The sequence below is a fragment of the Aeromonas lacus genome (assembly GCF_000764665.1).
In the GTDB taxonomy this organism is placed as follows: Bacteria; Pseudomonadota; Gammaproteobacteria; order Enterobacterales; family Aeromonadaceae; genus Aeromonas; species Aeromonas lacus.
The window spans coordinates 69,468-88,481 of the sequence record NZ_JRGM01000032.1; the positions used below are offsets into that span (position 1 = coordinate 69,468).

The 19,014-nt window shown below is 58.6% G+C and carries 17 protein-coding genes; 13 read left to right on the forward strand and 4 right to left on the reverse strand.

The window, feature by feature from the left end; genetic code table 11:
* The first annotated feature begins 9 nt into the window (after positions 1 to 9).
* The 3 genes from nagB to nagC are packed head-to-tail and all read left to right on the forward strand — an operon-like array spanning position 10 to position 3,184.
* Entirely contained in the window at positions 10 to 810 is an 801-nt protein-coding gene (gene nagB / locus LG31_RS0105330) for a glucosamine-6-phosphate deaminase (protein WP_033113457.1), read from the forward strand.
* Positions 811 to 819: 9 nt separating this feature from the next.
* The gene (gene nagA, locus LG31_RS0105335) at positions 820 to 1,965 is read left to right on the forward strand and encodes an N-acetylglucosamine-6-phosphate deacetylase (RefSeq protein ID WP_033113458.1); all 1,146 of its coding nucleotides are present in this window, start codon (positions 820 to 822) and stop codon (positions 1,963 to 1,965) included.
* Positions 1,966 to 1,969: 4 nt separating this feature from the next.
* Positions 1,970 to 3,184, forward strand: coding sequence for a DNA-binding transcriptional regulator NagC (gene nagC, locus LG31_RS0105340; protein WP_033113459.1), 1,215 nt, complete (start codon positions 1,970 to 1,972; stop codon positions 3,182 to 3,184).
* Between the two features lie 72 nt (positions 3,185 to 3,256).
* Here nagC and LG31_RS0105345 read toward each other — a convergent pair whose 3' ends face one another.
* Positions 3,257 to 4,873, reverse strand: a complete 1,617-nt coding sequence (locus tag LG31_RS0105345; protein ID WP_033113460.1) for a phosphoethanolamine transferase — start codon at positions 4,871 to 4,873, stop codon at positions 3,257 to 3,259.
* A gap of 231 nt (positions 4,874 to 5,104) precedes the next feature.
* Here LG31_RS0105345 and LG31_RS0105350 point away from each other — a divergent pair, with 231 nt between their 5' ends.
* The 9 genes from LG31_RS0105350 (at position 5,105) to LG31_RS0105390 (ending at position 16,059) form a co-directional block, all read left to right on the forward strand.
* Positions 5,105 to 6,340, forward strand: coding sequence for an HD-GYP domain-containing protein (locus LG31_RS0105350; protein WP_033113461.1), 1,236 nt, complete (start codon positions 5,105 to 5,107; stop codon positions 6,338 to 6,340).
* Positions 6,341 to 6,693: 353 nt separating this feature from the next.
* Positions 6,694 to 8,364 carry a sensor histidine kinase gene (locus tag LG31_RS0105355; protein WP_033113462.1) on the forward strand — a complete coding sequence of 557 codons (1,671 nt, stop codon included), beginning with the start codon at positions 6,694 to 6,696 and terminating at the stop codon, positions 8,362 to 8,364.
* Complete coding sequence (gene btsR, locus LG31_RS0105360) at positions 8,361 to 9,065, forward strand: two-component system response regulator BtsR (protein ID WP_033113463.1); 705 nt, start codon at positions 8,361 to 8,363, stop codon at positions 9,063 to 9,065. The genes LG31_RS0105355 and btsR overlap by 4 nt, the downstream gene beginning before the upstream one ends.
* 140 nt (positions 9,066 to 9,205) lie before the next feature.
* Complete coding sequence (locus tag LG31_RS0105365; protein ID WP_033113464.1) at positions 9,206 to 10,627, forward strand: carbon starvation CstA family protein; 1,422 nt, start codon at positions 9,206 to 9,208, stop codon at positions 10,625 to 10,627.
* Between the two features lie 212 nt (positions 10,628 to 10,839).
* Positions 10,840 to 11,178, forward strand: a complete 339-nt coding sequence (locus tag LG31_RS0105370; RefSeq protein WP_033113465.1) for a DUF3302 domain-containing protein — start codon at positions 10,840 to 10,842, stop codon at positions 11,176 to 11,178.
* A gap of 3 nt (positions 11,179 to 11,181) precedes the next feature.
* A complete protein-coding gene (locus LG31_RS0105375) occupies positions 11,182 to 12,219 on the forward strand; it encodes an HlyD family secretion protein (protein WP_033113466.1) in 1,038 nt (345 codons plus the stop codon).
* 104 nt (positions 12,220 to 12,323) lie between these two features.
* Positions 12,324 to 14,084 carry a DNA repair helicase RadD gene (radD, locus tag LG31_RS0105380; RefSeq protein ID WP_033113476.1) on the forward strand — a complete coding sequence of 587 codons (1,761 nt, stop codon included), beginning with the start codon at positions 12,324 to 12,326 and terminating at the stop codon, positions 14,082 to 14,084.
* 132 nt (positions 14,085 to 14,216) lie between these two features.
* A complete protein-coding gene (gene dacB, locus LG31_RS0105385; RefSeq protein ID WP_033113467.1) occupies positions 14,217 to 15,653 on the forward strand; it encodes a D-alanyl-D-alanine carboxypeptidase/D-alanyl-D-alanine endopeptidase in 1,437 nt (478 codons plus the stop codon).
* A gap of 139 nt (positions 15,654 to 15,792) precedes the next feature.
* Positions 15,793 to 16,059, forward strand: coding sequence for a GrxA family glutaredoxin (locus LG31_RS0105390; RefSeq protein WP_033113477.1), 267 nt, complete (start codon positions 15,793 to 15,795; stop codon positions 16,057 to 16,059).
* A gap of 75 nt (positions 16,060 to 16,134) precedes the next feature.
* Here LG31_RS0105390 and LG31_RS0105395 read toward each other — a convergent pair whose 3' ends face one another.
* Entirely contained in the window at positions 16,135 to 16,980 is an 846-nt protein-coding gene (locus tag LG31_RS0105395) for an endonuclease/exonuclease/phosphatase family protein (protein WP_033113468.1), read from the reverse strand.
* Positions 16,981 to 17,085: 105 nt separating this feature from the next.
* Between LG31_RS0105395 and LG31_RS0105400 the strand changes: the two genes are divergently transcribed.
* A complete protein-coding gene (locus LG31_RS0105400; RefSeq protein ID WP_005337874.1) occupies positions 17,086 to 17,310 on the forward strand; it encodes a hypothetical protein in 225 nt (74 codons plus the stop codon).
* Here the strand turns inward: LG31_RS0105400 and yciA are convergent, their stop codons facing one another.
* Positions 17,311 to 17,715, reverse strand: a complete 405-nt coding sequence (gene yciA / locus LG31_RS0105405; protein ID WP_033113469.1) for an acyl-CoA thioester hydrolase YciA — start codon at positions 17,713 to 17,715, stop codon at positions 17,311 to 17,313. It abuts the gene before it with no gap.
* A 59-nt stretch (positions 17,716 to 17,774) separates the two neighbouring features.
* Positions 17,775 to 18,623, reverse strand: a complete 849-nt coding sequence (locus tag LG31_RS0105410; protein WP_033113470.1) for an NAD-dependent epimerase/dehydratase family protein — start codon at positions 18,621 to 18,623, stop codon at positions 17,775 to 17,777.
* Positions 18,624 to 19,014 lie beyond the last annotated feature (391 nt).

Sequence of the window (19,014 nt, forward strand, 5' to 3'; positions counted from 1 at the left end):
GGTATCCATATGCGCCTGATCCCGTTGAAGTCCGCCAGCCAAGTAGGCCTGTGGTCTGCCCGTTACATCGTTGACCGTATCAATGCCTTCAAGCCGACAGCAGACCGCCCCTTCGTACTGGGCCTGCCCACCGGTGGCACTCCGCTCAATACCTACAAGCGTCTTATCGAGTTGCACAAGGCTGGCGAAGTGAGCTTCCAGAACGTGGTCACCTTCAATATGGACGAGTACGTCGGCCTGCCGGAAGATCACCCGGAGAGCTACCACAGCTTCATGCACAACAACTTCTTCAGCCACATCGACATCCGTCCCGAGAACATCAACATTCTCAACGGCAATGCCGAAGATCTGGTGGCCGAGTGCAAGCGCTACGAAGACAAGATCAAGTCCTACGGCAAGATCCACCTGTTCATGGGCGGCGTCGGCAATGACGGCCACATCGCGTTCAACGAACCGGCCTCTTCCCTCTCCTCCCGTACCCGTGTCAAGACCCTGACCGAGGATACCCGCATCGCCAACTCCCGCTTCTTCGGTGGCGACATGGAGCAGGTGCCCAAGCTGGCGCTGACCGTGGGTGTCGGCACCCTGATGGATGCGGAAGAGATCATGATCCTGGTGACCGGTCACAGCAAGGCACTGGCTCTGCAGGCCGCCGTGGAAGGCAGCGTCAACCACATGTGGACCATCTCCACCCTGCAACTGCATCCGAAAGGAATGATGGTGTGCGACGAGCCCTCCACCATGGAGCTCAAGGTCAAGACCGTTCGCTACTTCCAGCAGCTGGAAGCTGCCAACATCGGCCGTCTGTAAGGAGCGCCCATGTACGCATTGACCAACTGCACTCTCTATACCGGCAGCTGCGTGCTGACCGGTTACGGGGTGCTTATCGAGGGCGACAAGATTGTCGCCATCTCCCGCGAGGCAGAATTGTCTGCGGATATCGAGAAGATTGATCTCAAAGGCGCCAATCTGACCGCCGGTTTCATCGACGTGCAGCTCAACGGCTGTGGCGGCGTGATGTTCAACACCGACATCACCACCGAGACCCTGGCCACCATGCAGGCGGCCAACCTGAAATCCGGTACTACCAGCTTTCTGCCGACCCTGATCACCAGTCCGGATGCAGACATGAAGCAAGCCGTCACCGTCACCCGTGACTACATGGCAGCCCACCCCAACGAGGTGCTGGGTGTCCATCTGGAAGGCCCCTACACCAACCTCAAGCGCAAGGGTATCCACCCTGCCGCGCAAATCCGCCAGCCAGCGGACGAGATGATCGACTTCTTCTGCGCCAACGCGGACGCCATCGCCAAGATCACCCTGGCACCGGAGCGCAACGATCCGGCCCACGTTCGCCGTCTGGTGGATGCGGGGATCCTGGTCTCTGCCGGCCACACCGCCGCCAGTTATGACCAGGCGATGGCTGGCTTTGACAACGGCATTCGCTTTGCCACCCACCTCTACAACGCCATGACCCCGACCCTCAACGGTCGCGAGCCGGGCGTCGTGGGCGCCATCTATGATCGCAAGGATGTCTATGCTGGCGTGATCGTCGATGGCCACCATGTACACTGGGCCAACGTGCGTCTGGCACACAAGATCCTTGGTGAGCGACTGGTGCTGGTCACCGATGCCACTGCCGCAGCAGGGGCACCGGAAGGGTTTGAGAAATTTGATTTTTGTGGCACTACCGTCTTTTTGCGCGATGGTCAGTGCATTGACGAGAATGGTACACTCGGCGGTTCCTCCCTCACCATGATTGAAGGGGTGGAGAATCTGGTCAAGCAGGTCGGATTACCGCTCGATGAAGCACTGAGAATGGCCAGCCTCTATCCCGCGCGCGCCATTGGATGGGACTCACGTCTCGGTAGTATCCAGGTCGGTAAAGTAGCCAACCTCACTGTCTTCGATCAGGACTTCACGGTCCGTGGGACCGTGGTTAACGGACACTACACACAACAGTGACATCATGACTGGCGGACAAATAGCAAACGTAGATCTTATCAAGCAGGTCAACAGTGCAGCCGTATATAGGCTCATCGACCTGCAAGGCCCCATCTCGCGGGTCAAGATTGCCGAGTTGAGTCAGCTGGCCCCGGCCAGCGTGACCAAGATAACCCGGCAACTGATCGAGCATGGCCTGATCAAGGAGACCTCTCCGCAAGCCTCCACCGGTGGGCGGCGAGCCATCTCGCTGACCACCATCAAGCATCGCTTTCAGTTTGTCTCCGCCAAGCTGGGCCGTGGCTACCTGCAGCTGAGTCTCTATGATCTCGACGGCAAGGAGCTCGACCAGCACGTCATTCAGGTGACCGAGATCGACCAGCAACCCGTGGTCGACATGCTGCTGCGGGAAATTGGCGCCTTCATCGACGCCAACGCCGAGCGCAGCCGCAATCTCATCAGCATCGCCCTCACCATGCCGGGTCTGGTCAATCCGGAATCCGGCATGGTCATCTATACCCCCAAGTACCAGATCCGCAATCTGGGACTGGCGAAGCTGCTTGAGAACCACTTCAACCTCCCCTGCTACGTGGGCAACGACACCCGCTCGCTGGCGCTGGCCGAACATTTCTTCGGCGAGTCCCGCGACTGCATGGACTCCATTCTGGTAAGCGTTCACCAGGGCACCGGCTCCGGGATCATCACCAAGGGTCAGGTGTTCCTAGGCCAAAACCGCAACGTCGGCGAGATCGGTCATATTCAGGTCGAGCCGCTCGGCAAGCGTTGCCACTGCGGCAACTTTGGCTGCCTTGAGACCATCGCCTCCAACGAAGCGATCATCGACAAGGTGAAGGAGCTTATCAGCCGCGGTCACCAGAGCTCGCTGCAGGAGAAGCACATCACCATTCAGGAGGTGTGCAAGGCGGCTCTGGCGGGCGACGAACTGGCTCGCAGCGTCATCGAGAACGTCGGCGAACATCTGGGACGGGCGGTAGCCATCACGGTCAACCTGTTCAACCCGCAAAAGGTGCTGATCGCTGGCGAAATCACTGCAGCAGAAGAGATCCTCTTCCCGGCTATCCGCCGTTGCGTAGAACACCAGTCCCTGCCGAGTTTCCACCGTGGCCTGCCCATCGTGAAAGCGCGCTTCCAGAACCAGCCGACCTATGGCGGCTTTGCGCTGGTCAAGCGTGCCCTGCTGGAGGGAGATCTGCTACAGATCATCATGGAGCAGAAGTAAGGTTTATCCTTTGCAATAAAAAACGGCAGCCAGTGGCTGCCGTTTTTTATTGGGCGACTCTCGAACCCCTCATTACTGGCTTCTACAGGCTTTGAAAAGATCCAGATCCCCGTCGTAGACCTTGGTCTGCACATCCATGATCCCCAGCATCGAGTGGAACAGGTTGTCGTGGGAGAAGCGCTTGCTGCTCGCCTCCCCGGCCAGGCAGCTCATATCCAGCTGACGGTTGGCCACCATTTGCGGAGAGAGCCAGGTCAGCAGGGGCACTTTGGTCTGATCGTCCGGCGCGAACTTGTAGGGTGTGCCGTGCAGATAGAGCCCCATGGCCCCTAGCGACTCACCGTGATCCGAGAGGTAAAGCAGGCCGGTGTTGTACTTGCTCTCCAGAGCCTTGAGCTTGTCGATCAGCTGCGCCACCACCTTGTCGGTATAGCGGATGGTGTTGTCATAGGTGTTGACCAGCTCCTCGTCGCTGCAGTTTTCAATGTCGCTGCGCGGGCAGTCGGGCACAAATACCCGATCACTGGCAGGATAGCGGCGATAGTAGGTCGGGCCGTGACTACCCATCAGGTGAAAGACCACCAGCTTGTTGCCCTTCATTCGGGCGATCTGCTGATCCAGCCCCTCCAGCAGTACCTCGTCATAACAGGAACCACCCTTGCAGAAGGCCGGATAATCCTTTGGAGCTATATCGATGGTCGGCACATTGCGGCATACCCCCTTGCAACCAGCATCGTTGTCCTTCCAGAGCACCGAGATACCGGCATGCTGCAGCACATCGAGCAAGCCATCCCGGGCGTTTGCCTGCTGCTCGTCATAGCCACGGCGAGTCAGGTTGGAGAACATGCAGGGCACCGAAACCGCAGTGGCGGTGCCGCAGGAGCGCACATCCCGAAACGAGACGACGCCCTCCTCTTTGTCGGTAAAACTGTTGGTCGGTTTGGCATAGCCGTTGAGGGAGTAGTTTTTGCTGCGCGCCGTCTCCCCCACCACCAGAAACATCAGGGTCGGTTTATCCCCTTTGGCGACGACTTTGGCATCAGTCCCCAACGGTTGATAAGGGATAGGGGTAGCAAATACCACGTCGCGGGCATATTTGTAGATGCCATTGACATAGTTGGCCGGCACTATCTGCTTGCCCAGGATCCGGTGATTGCGGCCGATCGAGACGTAATCCTGATAGTAAAGTGCGGCAACGCCTCCTACGAACAACAGCGAGAGAGCCAGTGCACCAGTCCTGATGGCCAACCCCTTGTACCAGTTTGCCGGATAGCGCACCTTCAGCGACCAAAGCACCAGCATGGGTAACACGCCGGTCAGCAGGAACCAGAGCACGACCGGCACATTCAGGTAGGAGGTAGCCTCGCTGTTGTTGGTCTCCACTATGTTCTGGATCATGCTGGCATCGAAGATGACGCCGTACTTGAGCATGGCGTAACTGACGATGGAGCCCGTCAGGATCAACAGCGAAAAGAAGGGCTTGAGCAACCAGCGGAAGGTAAAGGGGATAAAGACGGCATTGAGTGCGGCAAGCAGTACCAGAGGAACCGAGATAACGAAGCCGGCCCGGACATGTTCCAAACCACTGATAACAGAATAAAAACGAAGGAAGAAAGGCCAGTTCAGCACCAGTGCAAAAAAGAGCACCAGCAACAAATTCACCTTCATCACACCGAGCGTGATGCGCATAGAAGACTCCTGAATGCCGGATGACACAATAAATGGCGGGGGCAACACTACCAGAAAGAATGCCGCCAGCGTAGAAGGCAAAAATTAAGCGCGAATTAAGAGATAACGCAGCGCTCCGTGCGCATCATCACAGCCTCGCATCCAGTCAGCCGTTACCTTGGTTTTTTTGTTGTCTATCCATCGGATTTTGCTAGCTTGTTGGGTAGGCATTCAAGAAATGCGAGTTCATCAATGGCACTGATCGAAGCCTCTATAGAACAGCTGAGGGTTGGCCACTTTATCCATCTTCCCACCGGATGGACCAACCATCCTTTTATGTTCAATGCCTTCAAAATCAAGGATCAGCAGCAGCTGGACATCATTCGCCACCTTGATCTGAACCTCATGATGGTGGACCCCGACAAGAGCGATCTTCCGATCGAGCCCCTGCTGCGCGGCGATATTCCCGATGCCGGCCCCGACCTTGAAGAGCTGGAAGAGCTGATTGCCTCGGGCCCGCCCCCCTTTGATGAAAAAGCCTTCCGCCGCTCCATGCGTGCCGCCGACAAGGCATTTGGCCAGTCGATGAGCGAGCTGCGCGATGCATTGGGCTCCCTCAACCTGAAGCCGGACGAGGGGCTGGCCAATACCGCTCAGATTGTTCGCAATGCCGCCCTCCAGCTCAGTCAGCATGAAGGGCCGCTTGGACTGCACCTGATCCGCAACCCCCACACCGACATTTTGCTGCAGCACAGCCTCAACGTGGCCTTTATCGCCATGCTGATGGCGCGCGAGCTGGGCATGAATCCCATTGAACTGGAAGAGACCGGTCTGGCCGGACTTATCCACGATATCGGCGAGCTCAAGATACCGAGCCAGATCATCCAGAAGCGTGGTGAGCTCAGCAAGGCAGAGCAGAATTTTCTCAATATGCACCCGCAATACGGTCTCGACATGCTGACCCAGCTCAATGCCTTCGAGCCCAAGATCCGTCAGGTGGCACATCTGCATCATGAACGGCTCGACGGCAGCGGCTATCCGCTGGGGATCAAGGGAGGGGAGATACCACCACTGGCACGTCTGATCGGACTGGTGGACTTTTATGACGAGCTGCTGCATCCGCGCAGCAGCGCCAATCCGGCGGCACCAAGCCAGGCCATCAGCCAGCTCTACAAGCTCTCTCAGAAGAAGTTCGATCAGACGCTGGTCAAGCTGCTGGTCAAGGTGCTGGGGGTTTATCCACCGGGATCGCTGGTGAAACTCTCGGACGAGACGGTAGCGCTGGTGTTGTCCACCGAACCGACCATGCCGCTCAAACCGAAAATTCTCACCTATATCAAGGGGCAGCGCCCGGAAGCCGTACCGATGATCGACCTGCGCGAGGACGAGCGCACCATCACCGCATTTATCAAGCAGGAAGAGCTGGATGAGGGGCAACGGCTCTTCTTCAATCTGACCCGTCGCTTCTGTTACTACTTTGCGTTTTGAGTTATCCCCAGAAGCTGGGGATAACTCATTGGACAAACCGGAATAATTGCTCGAAGACCCGCCGAAAGGTTGTCATCTGACCATGTATAAAAAACGCCCAGCCATTCGGCCGGGCGGAGCATGCCACCTCCGTGTGGCGTATCCAGCGGATACATTCATGCTCCATCCACCAATACCAACCCCGGTGCGCTTACACAAATATCAATTTAACTTGCTGATTTAATATGGTTTTATTCATTCGTTCTGGCAAACTGGCCGACCGTGCCGCCCCGTTCGGCCGCCAGAACAAGATCCTGATCACACTTATGCACGGGCTGGCGATTATTTCACCCGACTTATGAGGAGCGTTTTTTATGCAGTTGGTCCTCTCTTTGCTGCAACAGATGAGCGTCAGTCTGGTGATCGCCTACCTTTTTTCCAAAAGCCCGCTGCTGCGCCCGCTTGCCAACTATTCCGTCAGACTACCTCACAAGGTACTGATATACATTATTTTTTCCAGCTTTTGCATCCTTGGCACCTATGTCGGCCTCGACATTGATGACGCCATCGCCAACACCCGGGCCGTCGGTGCCGTGCTGGGCGGCCTGCTGGGCGGCCCGCTGGTGGGATTTCTGGTCGGGCTGACCGGGGGTTTGCATCGCTATACCCTGGGGGGATTTACCGATCTCGCCTGCGCCATCTCCACCACCTGCGAAGGGCTCTTGGGCGGCATAGTCCACTGGCGTCTGATGCGTGCCGGCAAGATGGATGCACTGTTCGAGCCGCGCATCGCCTTCTTTACCACCCTCTATGCCGAAATCCTGCAGATGGTCATCATCCTGCTGGTGGCGACCCCGTTCGACAAATCCCTGCTGCTGGTGCGCACCATCGCCACTCCGATGATTTTGGCCAACTCCTGCGGTGCGGCACTCTTTATCAGCATGATCCGCGATCAGCAGCAGATGTATGAGAAGTTCTCCCGGGTCTTCTCCGCCAAAGCGCTCAATATCGCCAACCGCACCGTGGGCATCATGAGTCAGGGCTTTACCCCCGAAGCGAGCCACAAGATAGCCCGCATCATTCAGGAGGAGACCGGCGTCGGCGCCGTGGCCATCACGGATACCGACAAGATCCTCGCCTTTATCGGCACCGGCGAAGATCACCACTTGCCGGGCACTCCCATTACCTCTGCCATCACCATGCGCGCTATAGAGCGCAACAAGGTGTTGTTCGCCGATGGCAATGCTCAGCCCTATCGCTGCAGCCTTTCGCCTCAATGCCAGCTGGGATCGGTATTGGTGATCCCGCTGCAAGGGGACAGAGGGGTGATCGGCACCATCAAGCTCTACGAGCCCAAAAAGCGGCTCTTTCTCAAGATCAACCACACCCTGGGGGAAGGGATCGCCAACCTGCTGTCACAGCAGCTGCTGGCCGGTCGGCTGGAGCAGCAGCAGCGGCTGCTGGTGCAATCCGAACTCAAACTGATCCAGGCCCAGATCAACCCCCATTTTCTGTTCAATACCCTCAACACCATCAGCGCCATTACCCGCCAGGATCCGGGCAAGGCTAGGGATCTGCTGCTGCATTTGTCGCGTTTTTTCCGCAAGAATCTCAAGCGCCAGAGCGGCCTTACCACTCTGCAGGAGGAGCAGGAACACTGCCGCTCCTATCTGGAGATCGAGCTGGCCCGCTTTGGCGATCGGCTGACGGTGCAAAACGACATTCCGGCCCATCTGGCCACTCTGCAGCTGCCAAGCTTCACTCTGCAGCCCCTTATCGAAAATGCCATCAAGCACGGCATCTCCACCCTTCTGGATAAGGGGTGCCTGCATCTCTACACGGAAGAGACACAGGAGACAGTGACCATCCATGTAGAGGACAACGCTGGTACCTGGCAGCCGCGTCCGGCCGGGGATGGACTGGGAATGACCATAGTGGATCGGCGCCTCAAGAGCGCCTTTGGCGAGCGCTACGGGGTGACCGTCAGCTGCGAGCCGGAACAGTGGACGCGCGTCTCTGTGACCTTGCCCAAGGAGCAACCATGATCCGGACCCTGATAGTCGATGACGAACACTACGCCCGCGAAGAGCTGAGGCAGCAGCTGGCCTGCGATCCTGCCATCGAGATCGTGGGGGAAGCGGCCAACGCCATCGAGGCGCTGCCGCTTATTCAGCGCCTCAAGCCTGATGTGGTGTTCCTCGATATCCAGATGCCCAAGCTGAGCGGCATGGAGCTGGTCGCCATGCTCGACCCCCTACCCCGCATCGTCTTTGTCACCGCCTTTGACGAGTATGCCATTCAGGCATTTGAAGAGAACGCCTTCGACTACCTGCTCAAGCCGGTGGAGCCCGCTCGGCTCGCCAAGACCCTCGCTCGCCTCAAGCAGGATATCGCCCCGCAGCCCATCGAGCGGCTGGCCCCGACTATCGAACATATTCCGGGCTATCTGCACAATCGGGTCCGGCTGCTGCCCATCGCACAGGTGGAGTATGCCTTCTCCGATCTGGGCGGGGTCCATGTGGCCTGTCAGGGGGAGCTGTTCCACACCCAGCTCACCCTCAAATCGCTGGAAGAAAAGAGCCCACTGCTGCGCTGTCACCGCCAGTATCTGGTCTCCCCCAACGCCATCTTCGAGATCCGGCTGCTCGATAACCAGCTGGCGGAGATAGTCACCCCGAGCGGCGCCCGGGTGCCGGTCAGTCGTCGCTATCTCAAGGAGCTCAAAGATCAGCTGGGGCTGGACTGAACCGCGGAGTGTGCGCCTGATCACAGCCGCCGACCGCTCGGCGCGCCAAAGCGCCGCTCGGGGAGTTTCACCTGCCAGACAGGCGCAACCGTTTTAGACTCGCTCTGCACACTAAAAAATAACAATGCAGGAGCGTAGCAATGATTTGGTTCTTCCTCTGTGTCGGCTTACTTGTGGCCGGCTACTTCATATACGGCAAATTCATCGAACGGATATTCAGCCCGAAACCGGAGCTGAAAACCCCCGCCATCACCATGGCTGACGGGGTGGACTATGTCCCCATGTCGGACAAGAAAGTCTATCTGGTTCAACTGCTCAACATCGCAGGTGTCGGCCCCATCTTCGGCCCCATCCTGGGTGCCCTCTACGGCCCGGTCGCCATGCTCTGGATCGTCTTTGGCTGCATCTTCGCCGGTGCGGTACATGACTACTTCTCCGGCATGCTGTCTGTGCGAGCCAAGGGTGCCTCGGTGCCAACCGTGGTCGGTGAGCATCTGGGCACCGCCGCCAAGCACTTCATGAACCTGTTTGCCGTGGTGCTGCTGATGCTGGTGGGCGTGGTATTCGTGCTGAGCCCGGCAGGGCTGCTCGCCAACCTCACATCCACCGATCTGGTCTACTGGATCGTGGCGATCTTTGCCTACTACATCCTCGCGACCATAGTCCCCATCGACAAGATCATCGGCCGCTTCTACCCCATCTTCGGCGCCCTGCTGGTCTTCATGTCGGTCGGCCTCATCGTTGGCCTGATCGTCTCCGGCAAAGGCTTCTACAACACCGGGATGGACTTCTCCAACCTGCACCCGACCGAACTGCCGCTCTGGCCGCTGCTCTTCATCACCATCGCCTGTGGCGCGGTATCAGGCTTCCACGCCACCCAGTCACCGCTGATGGCGCGCTGCATGCAGAACGAGAAGTCAGGCCGTTTCATCTTCTACGGCGCCATGATCGGTGAAGGGATCATCGCCCTTATCTGGTGCACCCTGGGTCTCTCCTTCTACGACAGCACCGAAGCGCTCAACGCCACCATGGCCAACGGCGGCCCGGCTGCCGTAGTGCACGAAGTCTCCACCAGCCTGCTCGGCACCGTGGGCGGCATTCTGGCCATTCTCGGTGTGGTGATCCTGCCTATCACCTCGGGCGACACCGCGTTTCGCAGTGCCCGCCTCATCGTGGCGGACTTCCTGAAGTTGACCCAGAAACCGATGGCCAAGCGTCTGCTGATCGCCATCCCCATGTTCATCCTTGGTTTCATCATCTCCAAGGCCGAGTTCGGGGTGATCTGGCGCTATTTCGGCTGGGCCAACCAGACCACCGCCGTCATCATGCTGTGGGCCGCTGCCGCCTTCCTCCTCAAAGAGGGCAAGCTGCACTGGGTCTGCACCATCCCTGCCATGTTCATGACCGCCGTGGTGTTTACCTACCTGGCCAACGCCCCCATCGGGTTCGGGCTGGAGATGGGGATCTCGACCATCATCGGTCTGGCTGCCACCACAGTAATTACCGTGGCCTTCCTGGTGAAATTCCGCCAACCGCTGGTCAGCAACCCCAGCGAAGGGTGATGCCGGTATCCGGTTGTAAAAAAAGGGGCCAGCAGGCCCCTTTTTCAATTAACAAAACAACCAATAAAACAACCCGGAATCTCCTTAAGCTCCTATACAGCAGAGCCCCTTTAGATTCCGTGCGGCCTGACGATAAATATGTGATTCTTAATTGCTTTCCCGAATATATGAATCAATGATAAAGCTGTGCTTGAAGCCAGTGGAGGTTATACATGTTCCTTGATTACTTTGCCCTTGGCCTGCTCGTCTTTGTCGCGCTGGTCATCTTCTACGGAGTCATCGTGATCCACGATATTCCTTACGAAATAGCCAAACATCGGAATCACCCTCATCAGGATGCCATCCATGTTGCCGGCTGGGTCAGCCTGTTTACGCTGCACGTGTTGTGGCCGTTCCTCTGGATCTGGGCCACCCTCTACCGCCCGGATCGGGGCTGGGGCTTTAACCAGCGCCTGCAAAAAGATGAAGATGATATCGCGGCCCTCAGAGAGGAGCTGGCCGAGCTGAAAGGCCGCCTCAACCATATCGAACAGCAAGAGCAACAGGGATAAATCATGGACCTGCTACTGATCCTGACCTACACGGCACTCTGCGTGGCCATCTTCAAAATCTTCCGGATCCCGCTCAACAAGTGGACTGTTCCCACCGCCGCGCTGGGTGGCGTGATCCTCATCGGCACCCTCATCATGCTGATGAACTACAACCACCCCTACTCCGAGATGGCGCGCAACTACTACCTCTCAACCCCCATTGTGCCGCTGGTCAAGGGCCGGGTGGTCGAGGTGCCGGTACAAGCCAACCAGCCGGTGAAAAAGGGTGACGTGCTGTTTCGCCTTGATGATGAGCCCTTCAAGCTGAAGGTGGAAAGTCTGACTGCCCGGCTCAATGCCAACAAGGATCAACTCAAGTCGATCGATGCCAGACTGCGTTCCGCCAAGCTGGATCGGGATCGCGCCAGCGACCTGATGCGCCGTGGCGTCGGCAAGCAGCGTGACCTCGACGTCACTCAGGCGAGCGTGGACGAGATCGCCGCCCAGATGGATCAGCAACGCGCCATGCTGGAAGATCTGCAGGCCCAGCTCGATGAAGCCAAATACCAGCTGGCCCAGACCGTGGTCTATGCCCCGAGCGATGGCCATGTGGTGCAGCTCGCCCTGCGTCCCGGCATGATCGCCACCCCCTTCATGTATCGTCCGGTGATGACCTTCATCCACAAGGATGAGACCGCCTATGTGGGCTGGTTCTGGCAGAACAGCATGCAGCGTCTGGCGGTGGGTGACGAGGCCGAAGTGGTGATCGACGGCATCCCCGGCAAGATCTTCAAGGGCAAGGTGACCGCCGTGATCCCGGCCATCGCCGCCGGCAACGTGCAGGCCAACGCCATGCTGCTGGATCAGACCAGCGCTATCCGCCCGGGCCGCATGCCGGTGCTCATCTCCATCACCGACCCCGAGTGGGCCAAGTATCAGGTGATTGCCGGTGCCAGCGGCCAGGCCGCCGTCTATACCGAGTACTTCCACCACGTCTCGGTAATGCGCAAGGTACTGCTGCGCATGGCAAGCTGGATGAACTACATCTTCCCCTTCCACTAAGCACACAATCTATTCAACGGGCCGGCATCATGCCGGCCCGCTGTTTTTGTGGCGGCAAGATCCCTATAATGGCGCCATCCTGCCCTGCCCCGCGCCAAACCTGCATGTTCGTTCTCAGACCCTACCAGACCGACGCCGTCAACGCCGTTATCAGCCACTTTCGCAAACACCCGGACCCCGCCGTGGTAGTGCTGCCCACCGGGGCCGGCAAGAGTCTGGTGATCGCCGAACTGGCCCGCAAGGCACGTGGTCGGGTGCTGGTGCTGGCCCACGTCAAGGAGCTGGTGGAGCAGAACCACGCCAAATACGAGGCATGGGGGCTCAAGGCCGACATCTTCGCCGCAGGGCTGGATCGCAAGGAGGCAAGCGCACAGGTGGTGTTTGGCTCGGTTCAGTCGGTAGCGCGCAATCTGGCTGCCTTCGACGGGGCGTTTTCATTGCTCATCATCGACGAGTGCCACCGGGTCTCGCTGGATGACGACAGCCAGTACCATCAGGTGATCGACCATCTCAAGGCTGCCAATCCGGCCCTCAAGATCCTCGGCCTCACCGCCACTCCCTATCGGCTCGGGCTGGGCTGGATCTACCGGCGCCACTACCACGGCATGGTCAAAAGCCACGGCGAGCGGCTATTCGGCGACTGCGTGTTCGAGCTGCCGCTGCGCTTTATGGTCAAAAACGGCTACCTGACACCGCCACACATGGTGGATGCTCCCATCGTTCACTACGACTTCAGCAAGCTGGTGCCGCGGGAGAACGGCCTCTTCAGCGAGGCGGAGCTCAACGGCGAGCTCAAGCGGCAGGAGCGGGTTACACCCCATATCCTGAGTCAGGTACTGGAGTATGCCGCCGACCGGCAGGGGGTGATGATCTTTGCCGCCACCGTCGAACACGCCCGTGAAATCCACGGCCTGCTGGGTGCCCGAGGCCAGCAGGCCGCCCTTATCACCGGCGAAACGCCGGGGCCGGAGCGCGATGCCCTCATCAATGCCTTCAAGGCGCGCGAGCTCAAGTTTCTGGTCAACGTAGCGGTGCTCACCACCGGCTTCGACGCCCCCCATGTCGATCTTATCGTGATGCTCAGACCTACCGAGTCTGTCTCCCTCTATCAGCAGATCGTCGGGCGGGGCCTGCGTCTCTCGCCGGGCAAGACCGATTGTCTGGTGCTCGACTATGCGGGCAACAACTTCAACCTGTTTGCCCCAGAAGTGGGGGAACCTCGCCCCCACGCCGGTACCGAGCCGGTGCAGGTACCCTGTCCCGCCTGCGGCTTTGCCAACACCTTCTGGGGCAAGACCGACGAGGATGGCAAGGTGATCGAGCACTATGGCCGCCGCTGTCAGGGGCTGTTTGAAGATGACGAGGGCAACCACGAAGAGTGCGACTACCGCTTTCGCGCCAAGATCTGCCCTGCTTGCGGCAGTGATAACGACATCGCTGCCCGCCGCTGCCAGAGCTGCGATCAGTTGCTGGTGGACCCTGACGACAAGCTTAAAGAGGCGCTCAATCTCAAGGATTGCATGGTGATCCGCTGCGCCGGTCTCACCTTCACCGCAGGGCGCGGCAAACAGGGGGAGCGGCTGGAGGTGATCTATCACGATGAGGATGGTCTCACCCTCAATGAGTACTTCGGATTTCACTCCGAGGGCGCACGGCGCTTGTTTCAACAGCACTTTGTGCGTCATCATTGGCCCGCCCCGGGTCTGGAGCCCGAATTTGCCACCCTGGCGAGCGTGCTGGCGGCAGAAAGCCAGTTTCGCCATCCCGATTTCGTCATCGCCCGCAAATCGGGGCGCTTCTGGCAGATAAAAGAGAAGATTTTTGATTATGAGGGTCGCTATCGCACCGCCAACTCGCTGGCGTGATGGCCAGTGGCGACCGGCGTAAATCGTATGAATTGCTTTGCCACAGCCGATCCTGCATCGGTGGGTGAAACAAGGTTGAATTATCAGGGTCAGTGCTATCGGTCTGGCCCCTTCGTCACGTTAGAGGATGTTATGCAGCGGCTGTTGATTGGTTTTTGTGCTCTTTTCTCTCTGGCGGCTCATGCCGCCCCGCTGACGCCCCCTCAGGGTGGCCAGTACGCCATCATAGTGCAGGGCAACAACGGCGTTGAGTTTGCCCGTCATGCGGATCAGATGATCGCCCCCGCCTCCACCATGAAGGTGCTCACCGCGCTGGCGGCCCGCCTTGAGCTGGGTGCCGACTTCCGCTTTGCCACCGACATTCAGGCCCAGCCCGGCGCCAAGCAGGGCAACGTCATCAATGGCGATATCTGGATCAACTTCGTCGGCGACCCCACTCTGTCACGGATGGATCTGCTGGCCCTGTTCAAGCAGCTTGGCGTCAACCAGATCAAGGGCAACGTCTACGTCAACACCGGTGCCTACAACGGCTACGAGCGCGGCAACGGCTGGTCGTGGGGGGATCAGACCCTCTGCTTCGCCGCTCCGGTCTCCTCGGTCATCATCGACAAGAACTGCGCCTACGGCACCATTACCGCCACCCAGATTGGCAAACCGGCGGTTGGCAATGTGGCCACCGGCGTGCCCATCGGCATCGGTGCCGATAACGTGGAAGTGATGAGCTACGCCGACATGGCGCGCCAGTTCTGCGCACTGGAAGTGGACATGGCCAAGGGCAACTTCTACGAGCTCAAGGGCTGTATTACTCCGAACAAGGATCCACAGGGTCTGCGCTTCGCCATCCACGACGTGGAAGCCTGGGGCTGGGACAACATCCGCTGGGCGATGGACAGAGCAGGCATCAAGCATGACGGCCTGCTGCGGGTCACCCACAAGGCACCGGACAACGCCGAGACGCTGGGCACCCACTACTCGGTCTCCCTGCCGGTGATGCTGGCCAAGATGCTGAAGAAATCGGACAACCTCTATGCCGATACCTTCCTCAAGACCGTAGGTCGCCACTACTACAACAAGCCGGGCAGCTATCGCAGCGGCACCATGGCAGTGCGCGCCATCCTGACCAAGAACGGCATCGATCTGGGCAACGCCACCCTGGCTGACGGCTCCGGCCTCTCCGCTCACAATCTCATCAGCGCCCGCCAGATGCTGTCGGTGCTCAACTTCATCCAGAAAAATGATGCGGAGCTTGGCCTTATCAAGCTGCTGCCAAGCTCGCAGGTGGATGGCACTCTGGCGTGGCGCCGCAGCGTCACCGCCCCCATGATGAAAAACAAGGTGCACGCCAAGACCGGCACCATCACCGGCACCTCCAACCTGGTGGGCTTTATCGATACCGCCGGTGGCCAGCGCAAGGCGTTCGTGATGTTCCAGCGCGGTCTGTCGCAAGACCCGGCGACTCACGAGCGCTACCGCGCCAGCAAGGCCCCCTGGCCCTGGACCGTGTTCGAGAAGGGGGTGCTGGAGAGCATCTACCAGCAGCAGCCGATCCAGATCGCCGACGAGAACTGAGGCAATAGAGCCGCTCGAATCACGGTATCGACAATTTCAACTTTAAGTCGTGACGAGGGGGGGATATGCTGTCCCCTGCCTCTTATCAATGGCCTGACCTGACGGTTTCACACAACGGCCTCACCAACGGAGAGAAATGATGTTTGCAGTGATTTTTGGTCGCCCCGGCTGCCCCTATTGCGTTCGTGCCAAGCAGATTGCCGAGCAGCTGGTTGAACAACGCGATGATTTCAAATTCCGCTACGTCGATATCCACGCCGAAGGCATCACTAAAGAAGATCTGGCCAAGAGCGCCGGCAAGCCGGTCAACACAGTGCCGCAGATCTTCCTGGACGAGCAGCACATCGGTGGCTGCACCGATTTTGAAGCCTACGCCAAAGAGCATCTGGGCCTCTATCAGCAGTAATGCCTCTGTCGCTGGCAACAGCGCAAAAAAATCCGGCGCCATTGGCGCCGGATTTTTTATGGGGCAATCACAGGACTACGGCGTCAGCGACTGGGCGGCAAAGCGCGCAATGATGGGGTTGTGATCGGAGCTGTCGGTCGCCGGTGAGCTCACCTCGACCAGATCCAGATTGCGGTAGTAGAGGTGATCCAGCGGACGACCAAAAGCGGTGCGGCGCAAGTCAGGCACCGGCACAGCCTCTTGCAGACCCAACTCTTCAACCAGCTTGCTCAGCCAGAACTGGCGTTTGTCGCTCCAGGTATTGAAATCACCGGCCAGGATCACCGGCCCCTGATGGCGGCGCACCAGCGCGGTCAGATCGTTGAGCTGCTCGCGGAAGGTGGCCATCCCCAGTTCGAAGTTGACCGCATGGAGGTTGATCACCAGCACGCCGTCAGGATCGCCCTGCAGCGGATAGAGGCTCACCAGCCCGGATTTGGGGATGCGCAGCAAGGGCTCGGGGGAGCGCACGCCACAGACGAACGCCTGCGGGGTCTTGGCTACCGTCATCACTCCGAACGAGACGCCGCCCTGAGTGAAGGCCTGCAGCTGTTGCCACTGGAAATCACCGGCGCGCAGCCAGTCGAGCATCTCGGGACGGGTGGCCGACTCTTGCAGCAGCACCAGATCCTGCCCCTTGGCGTAGCTGTCCATCCCCTCGCGCCAGTTCTTGCGCTGTCCCTTGTAGAGGTTCCAGACCGTGATGCCGAATTCACGAGGCAGCGCCGTGGTCGCCAGCGCCACCAGCGGCGGACGCTGGCAGTCGATACCCGGCACAATCCCATCGGCCGTGACCAGATGGTTCTGATCCGGCACCTCGAAACAGCCTACCAACCCCATGGTCAGCAGGGAGGTGCCAAGAATGCGATAACTATTTTTCATCGGCTAAACCGCCCGCCTTTGCTTTGTATCTTGACCATCACAAACGTCATCAACGCCGACTAAGCTGATAGTCCCTGTTCCACTCAACCAGAAGGACGCTGTCTCATGGCGAAAGAACTTCGGTACAACGTGACGTTTTATGATCAACAAGGAAACTGTCATCAAGTGGAGCTGGCCACCGTCTACCAGATAAGACGGGACCCGCAGTGCGATCTCTGTCTGTTCGACACCCTTCAGTATGTAGGGTCAGAGGAGATGCTGGAACGCATGATACGGCAAAAAACCGGGCTTGAGCAGGAAATATCCATCATCAACGCCCGGCTTATTTGATCAGGCACTCACCGGAACCGGGCGGGATTTGCCGTGTTCGTCGATGGCGACATAGGTGAAGATCCCCTCGGTCACACAGTAGCGCTGGGCGTCGTTTTCCCGCAGTACCGGCTTGACCCACACCTCCAGCTTGAGCTTCATGGAGCTGCGGCCGATCTTCATGCAGCGGCCATAGCAGCAGACCACATCGCCCACCTTGACCGGACTGTGAAACGTCATGCCTTCGACGGATACGGTACAAATACGTCCTTTTGCCAGCTCCTTGGCCATAATGCCCCCACCTATATCCATCTGGGACATGATCCAGCCACCAAAGATGTCGCCATTGGGGTTGGTATCGGCTGGCATTGCCAGGGTTCTCAGCAACAACTCCCCATCGGGGTGACGTTTTGTATCTACCATCATTACCGCCTCTCTCTCATGGATGGCGGCATGATAGGGGGCGATCACCCCCTTGGCAAACCTCAATTGCCCGAGGCGGCGAGCTCGGCAAACCAGTGGGCCGGATCGGGCCAGCGATAGTTGAATCCCATCTGCTGGCAAATCAGCTGACCGTCGATGGGCTGAAATTCACCGGCAGGCTCGATAAAGACCGGAACAGGCAGCCCCTGCTGACGCGCCGCAAAGGGGTAAAACTGCTCGCGGCGCGGATGCACCGGCGCGCTCAGGTTGAAGACATCCCCGTCCTTGCCCCGCTCCAGCAGCAACATACAAGCCGCCACCACATCGTCCAGATGGACCAGATTGACCGACTGGGCGCCACCATCCAGAGTCTTGCCCGCGAGGAACCGGCCGGGATGGCGATCCGGGCCATAAAGGCCGGAGGGGCGCACTATCATCACCACCTCGAAACCGGCTGCCAGCACCGCCTGCTCCGCCGCCAGCATCCGCTCGCCACGGGCATGACGCGGCTTGGGCTGCTCCCCCTCCTGCTGCCCCGCCCCCCATACCGAGGTGGCGCTGACAAACAGCACCCGCCGGGTACCACTCGCTTTGGCCAACGCGCAGGCCTTTGCCACCGCCTGCGGATAGTCATCGGTCTTGCTGGGCGGTACGCAGATCACCAGACTCTCGCAGGGGATGGGCCACGGCGCTTGTTGATCAGCAACGGGCATCTCGGCAGAGCCCATGTTGGCAGAGATGGTCAGCGGATGGGCATCGATCCCCTCCCCCTGCAGACGGGCCGCCTTCTCGGCGCTGCTGACCGTCACCACCACCTGCTTGCCTGCCGCCAGCAGGGCCCGCGCCAGCGGCAGCCCGAGCCACCCCGCTCCCAGAATGCCGATAGTCCCGGCGATATGTTGTTCTGTCATCGTCCCGTCTCCTGCTTGACGCTATTTGCCCCGCAGCTTACCTGCCTTGGCATAAAAAGAAAGCTTTGACCTGCAGATAGACAAATGCCGCCAATATGGCGACATATTACTCCTTATAGAAGGCAAACTATCCCAATATTATTTCATCTATTTCCATCAAGGTGGTTATTAATTCAAAAACGACTAATCAACAAACATATCTAGGCACTTACAATTAAAGATATTCACTACCTATACCTAATTCACTAGTCATAAACAAAACAACCTTCATATTTTCGACTATATCTTGAATTCAATAGCTCTTCTGCAACAGAAACTCTATCTTTCAACTTATTAAACTCATTAGATATAGCATTGAGGTGGCTTTCCTCCACGTTATAAAACCAAACAA

What these genes read in the sequence shown, in the direction of transcription:
- nagB (WP_033113457.1), top strand. Translation starts at nt 10, where the DNA reads ATGCGCCTGATCCCGTTGAAGTCCGCCAGCCAAGTAGGCCTGTGGTCT.
- nagA (WP_033113458.1), top strand. Translation starts at nt 820, where the DNA reads ATGTACGCATTGACCAACTGCACTCTCTATACCGGCAGCTGCGTGCTG.
- nagC (WP_033113459.1), top strand. Translation starts at nt 1,970, where the DNA reads ATGACTGGCGGACAAATAGCAAACGTAGATCTTATCAAGCAGGTCAAC.
- LG31_RS0105345 (WP_033113460.1), bottom strand. Translation starts at nt 4,873, where the DNA reads ATGCGCATCACGCTCGGTGTGATGAAGGTGAATTTGTTGCTGGTGCTC.
- LG31_RS0105350 (WP_033113461.1), top strand. Translation starts at nt 5,105, where the DNA reads ATGGCACTGATCGAAGCCTCTATAGAACAGCTGAGGGTTGGCCACTTT.
- LG31_RS0105355 (WP_033113462.1), top strand. Translation starts at nt 6,694, where the DNA reads ATGCAGTTGGTCCTCTCTTTGCTGCAACAGATGAGCGTCAGTCTGGTG.
- btsR (WP_033113463.1), top strand. Translation starts at nt 8,361, where the DNA reads ATGATCCGGACCCTGATAGTCGATGACGAACACTACGCCCGCGAAGAG.
- LG31_RS0105365 (WP_033113464.1), top strand. Translation starts at nt 9,206, where the DNA reads ATGATTTGGTTCTTCCTCTGTGTCGGCTTACTTGTGGCCGGCTACTTC.
- LG31_RS0105370 (WP_033113465.1), top strand. Translation starts at nt 10,840, where the DNA reads ATGTTCCTTGATTACTTTGCCCTTGGCCTGCTCGTCTTTGTCGCGCTG.
- LG31_RS0105375 (WP_033113466.1), top strand. Translation starts at nt 11,182, where the DNA reads ATGGACCTGCTACTGATCCTGACCTACACGGCACTCTGCGTGGCCATC.
- radD (WP_033113476.1), top strand. Translation starts at nt 12,324, where the DNA reads ATGTTCGTTCTCAGACCCTACCAGACCGACGCCGTCAACGCCGTTATC.
- dacB (WP_033113467.1), top strand. Translation starts at nt 14,217, where the DNA reads ATGCAGCGGCTGTTGATTGGTTTTTGTGCTCTTTTCTCTCTGGCGGCT.
- LG31_RS0105390 (WP_033113477.1), top strand. Translation starts at nt 15,793, where the DNA reads ATGTTTGCAGTGATTTTTGGTCGCCCCGGCTGCCCCTATTGCGTTCGT.
- LG31_RS0105395 (WP_033113468.1), bottom strand. Translation starts at nt 16,980, where the DNA reads ATGAAAAATAGTTATCGCATTCTTGGCACCTCCCTGCTGACCATGGGG.
- LG31_RS0105400 (WP_005337874.1), top strand. Translation starts at nt 17,086, where the DNA reads ATGGCGAAAGAACTTCGGTACAACGTGACGTTTTATGATCAACAAGGA.
- yciA (WP_033113469.1), bottom strand. Translation starts at nt 17,715, where the DNA reads ATGATGGTAGATACAAAACGTCACCCCGATGGGGAGTTGTTGCTGAGA.
- LG31_RS0105410 (WP_033113470.1), bottom strand. Translation starts at nt 18,623, where the DNA reads ATGACAGAACAACATATCGCCGGGACTATCGGCATTCTGGGAGCGGGG.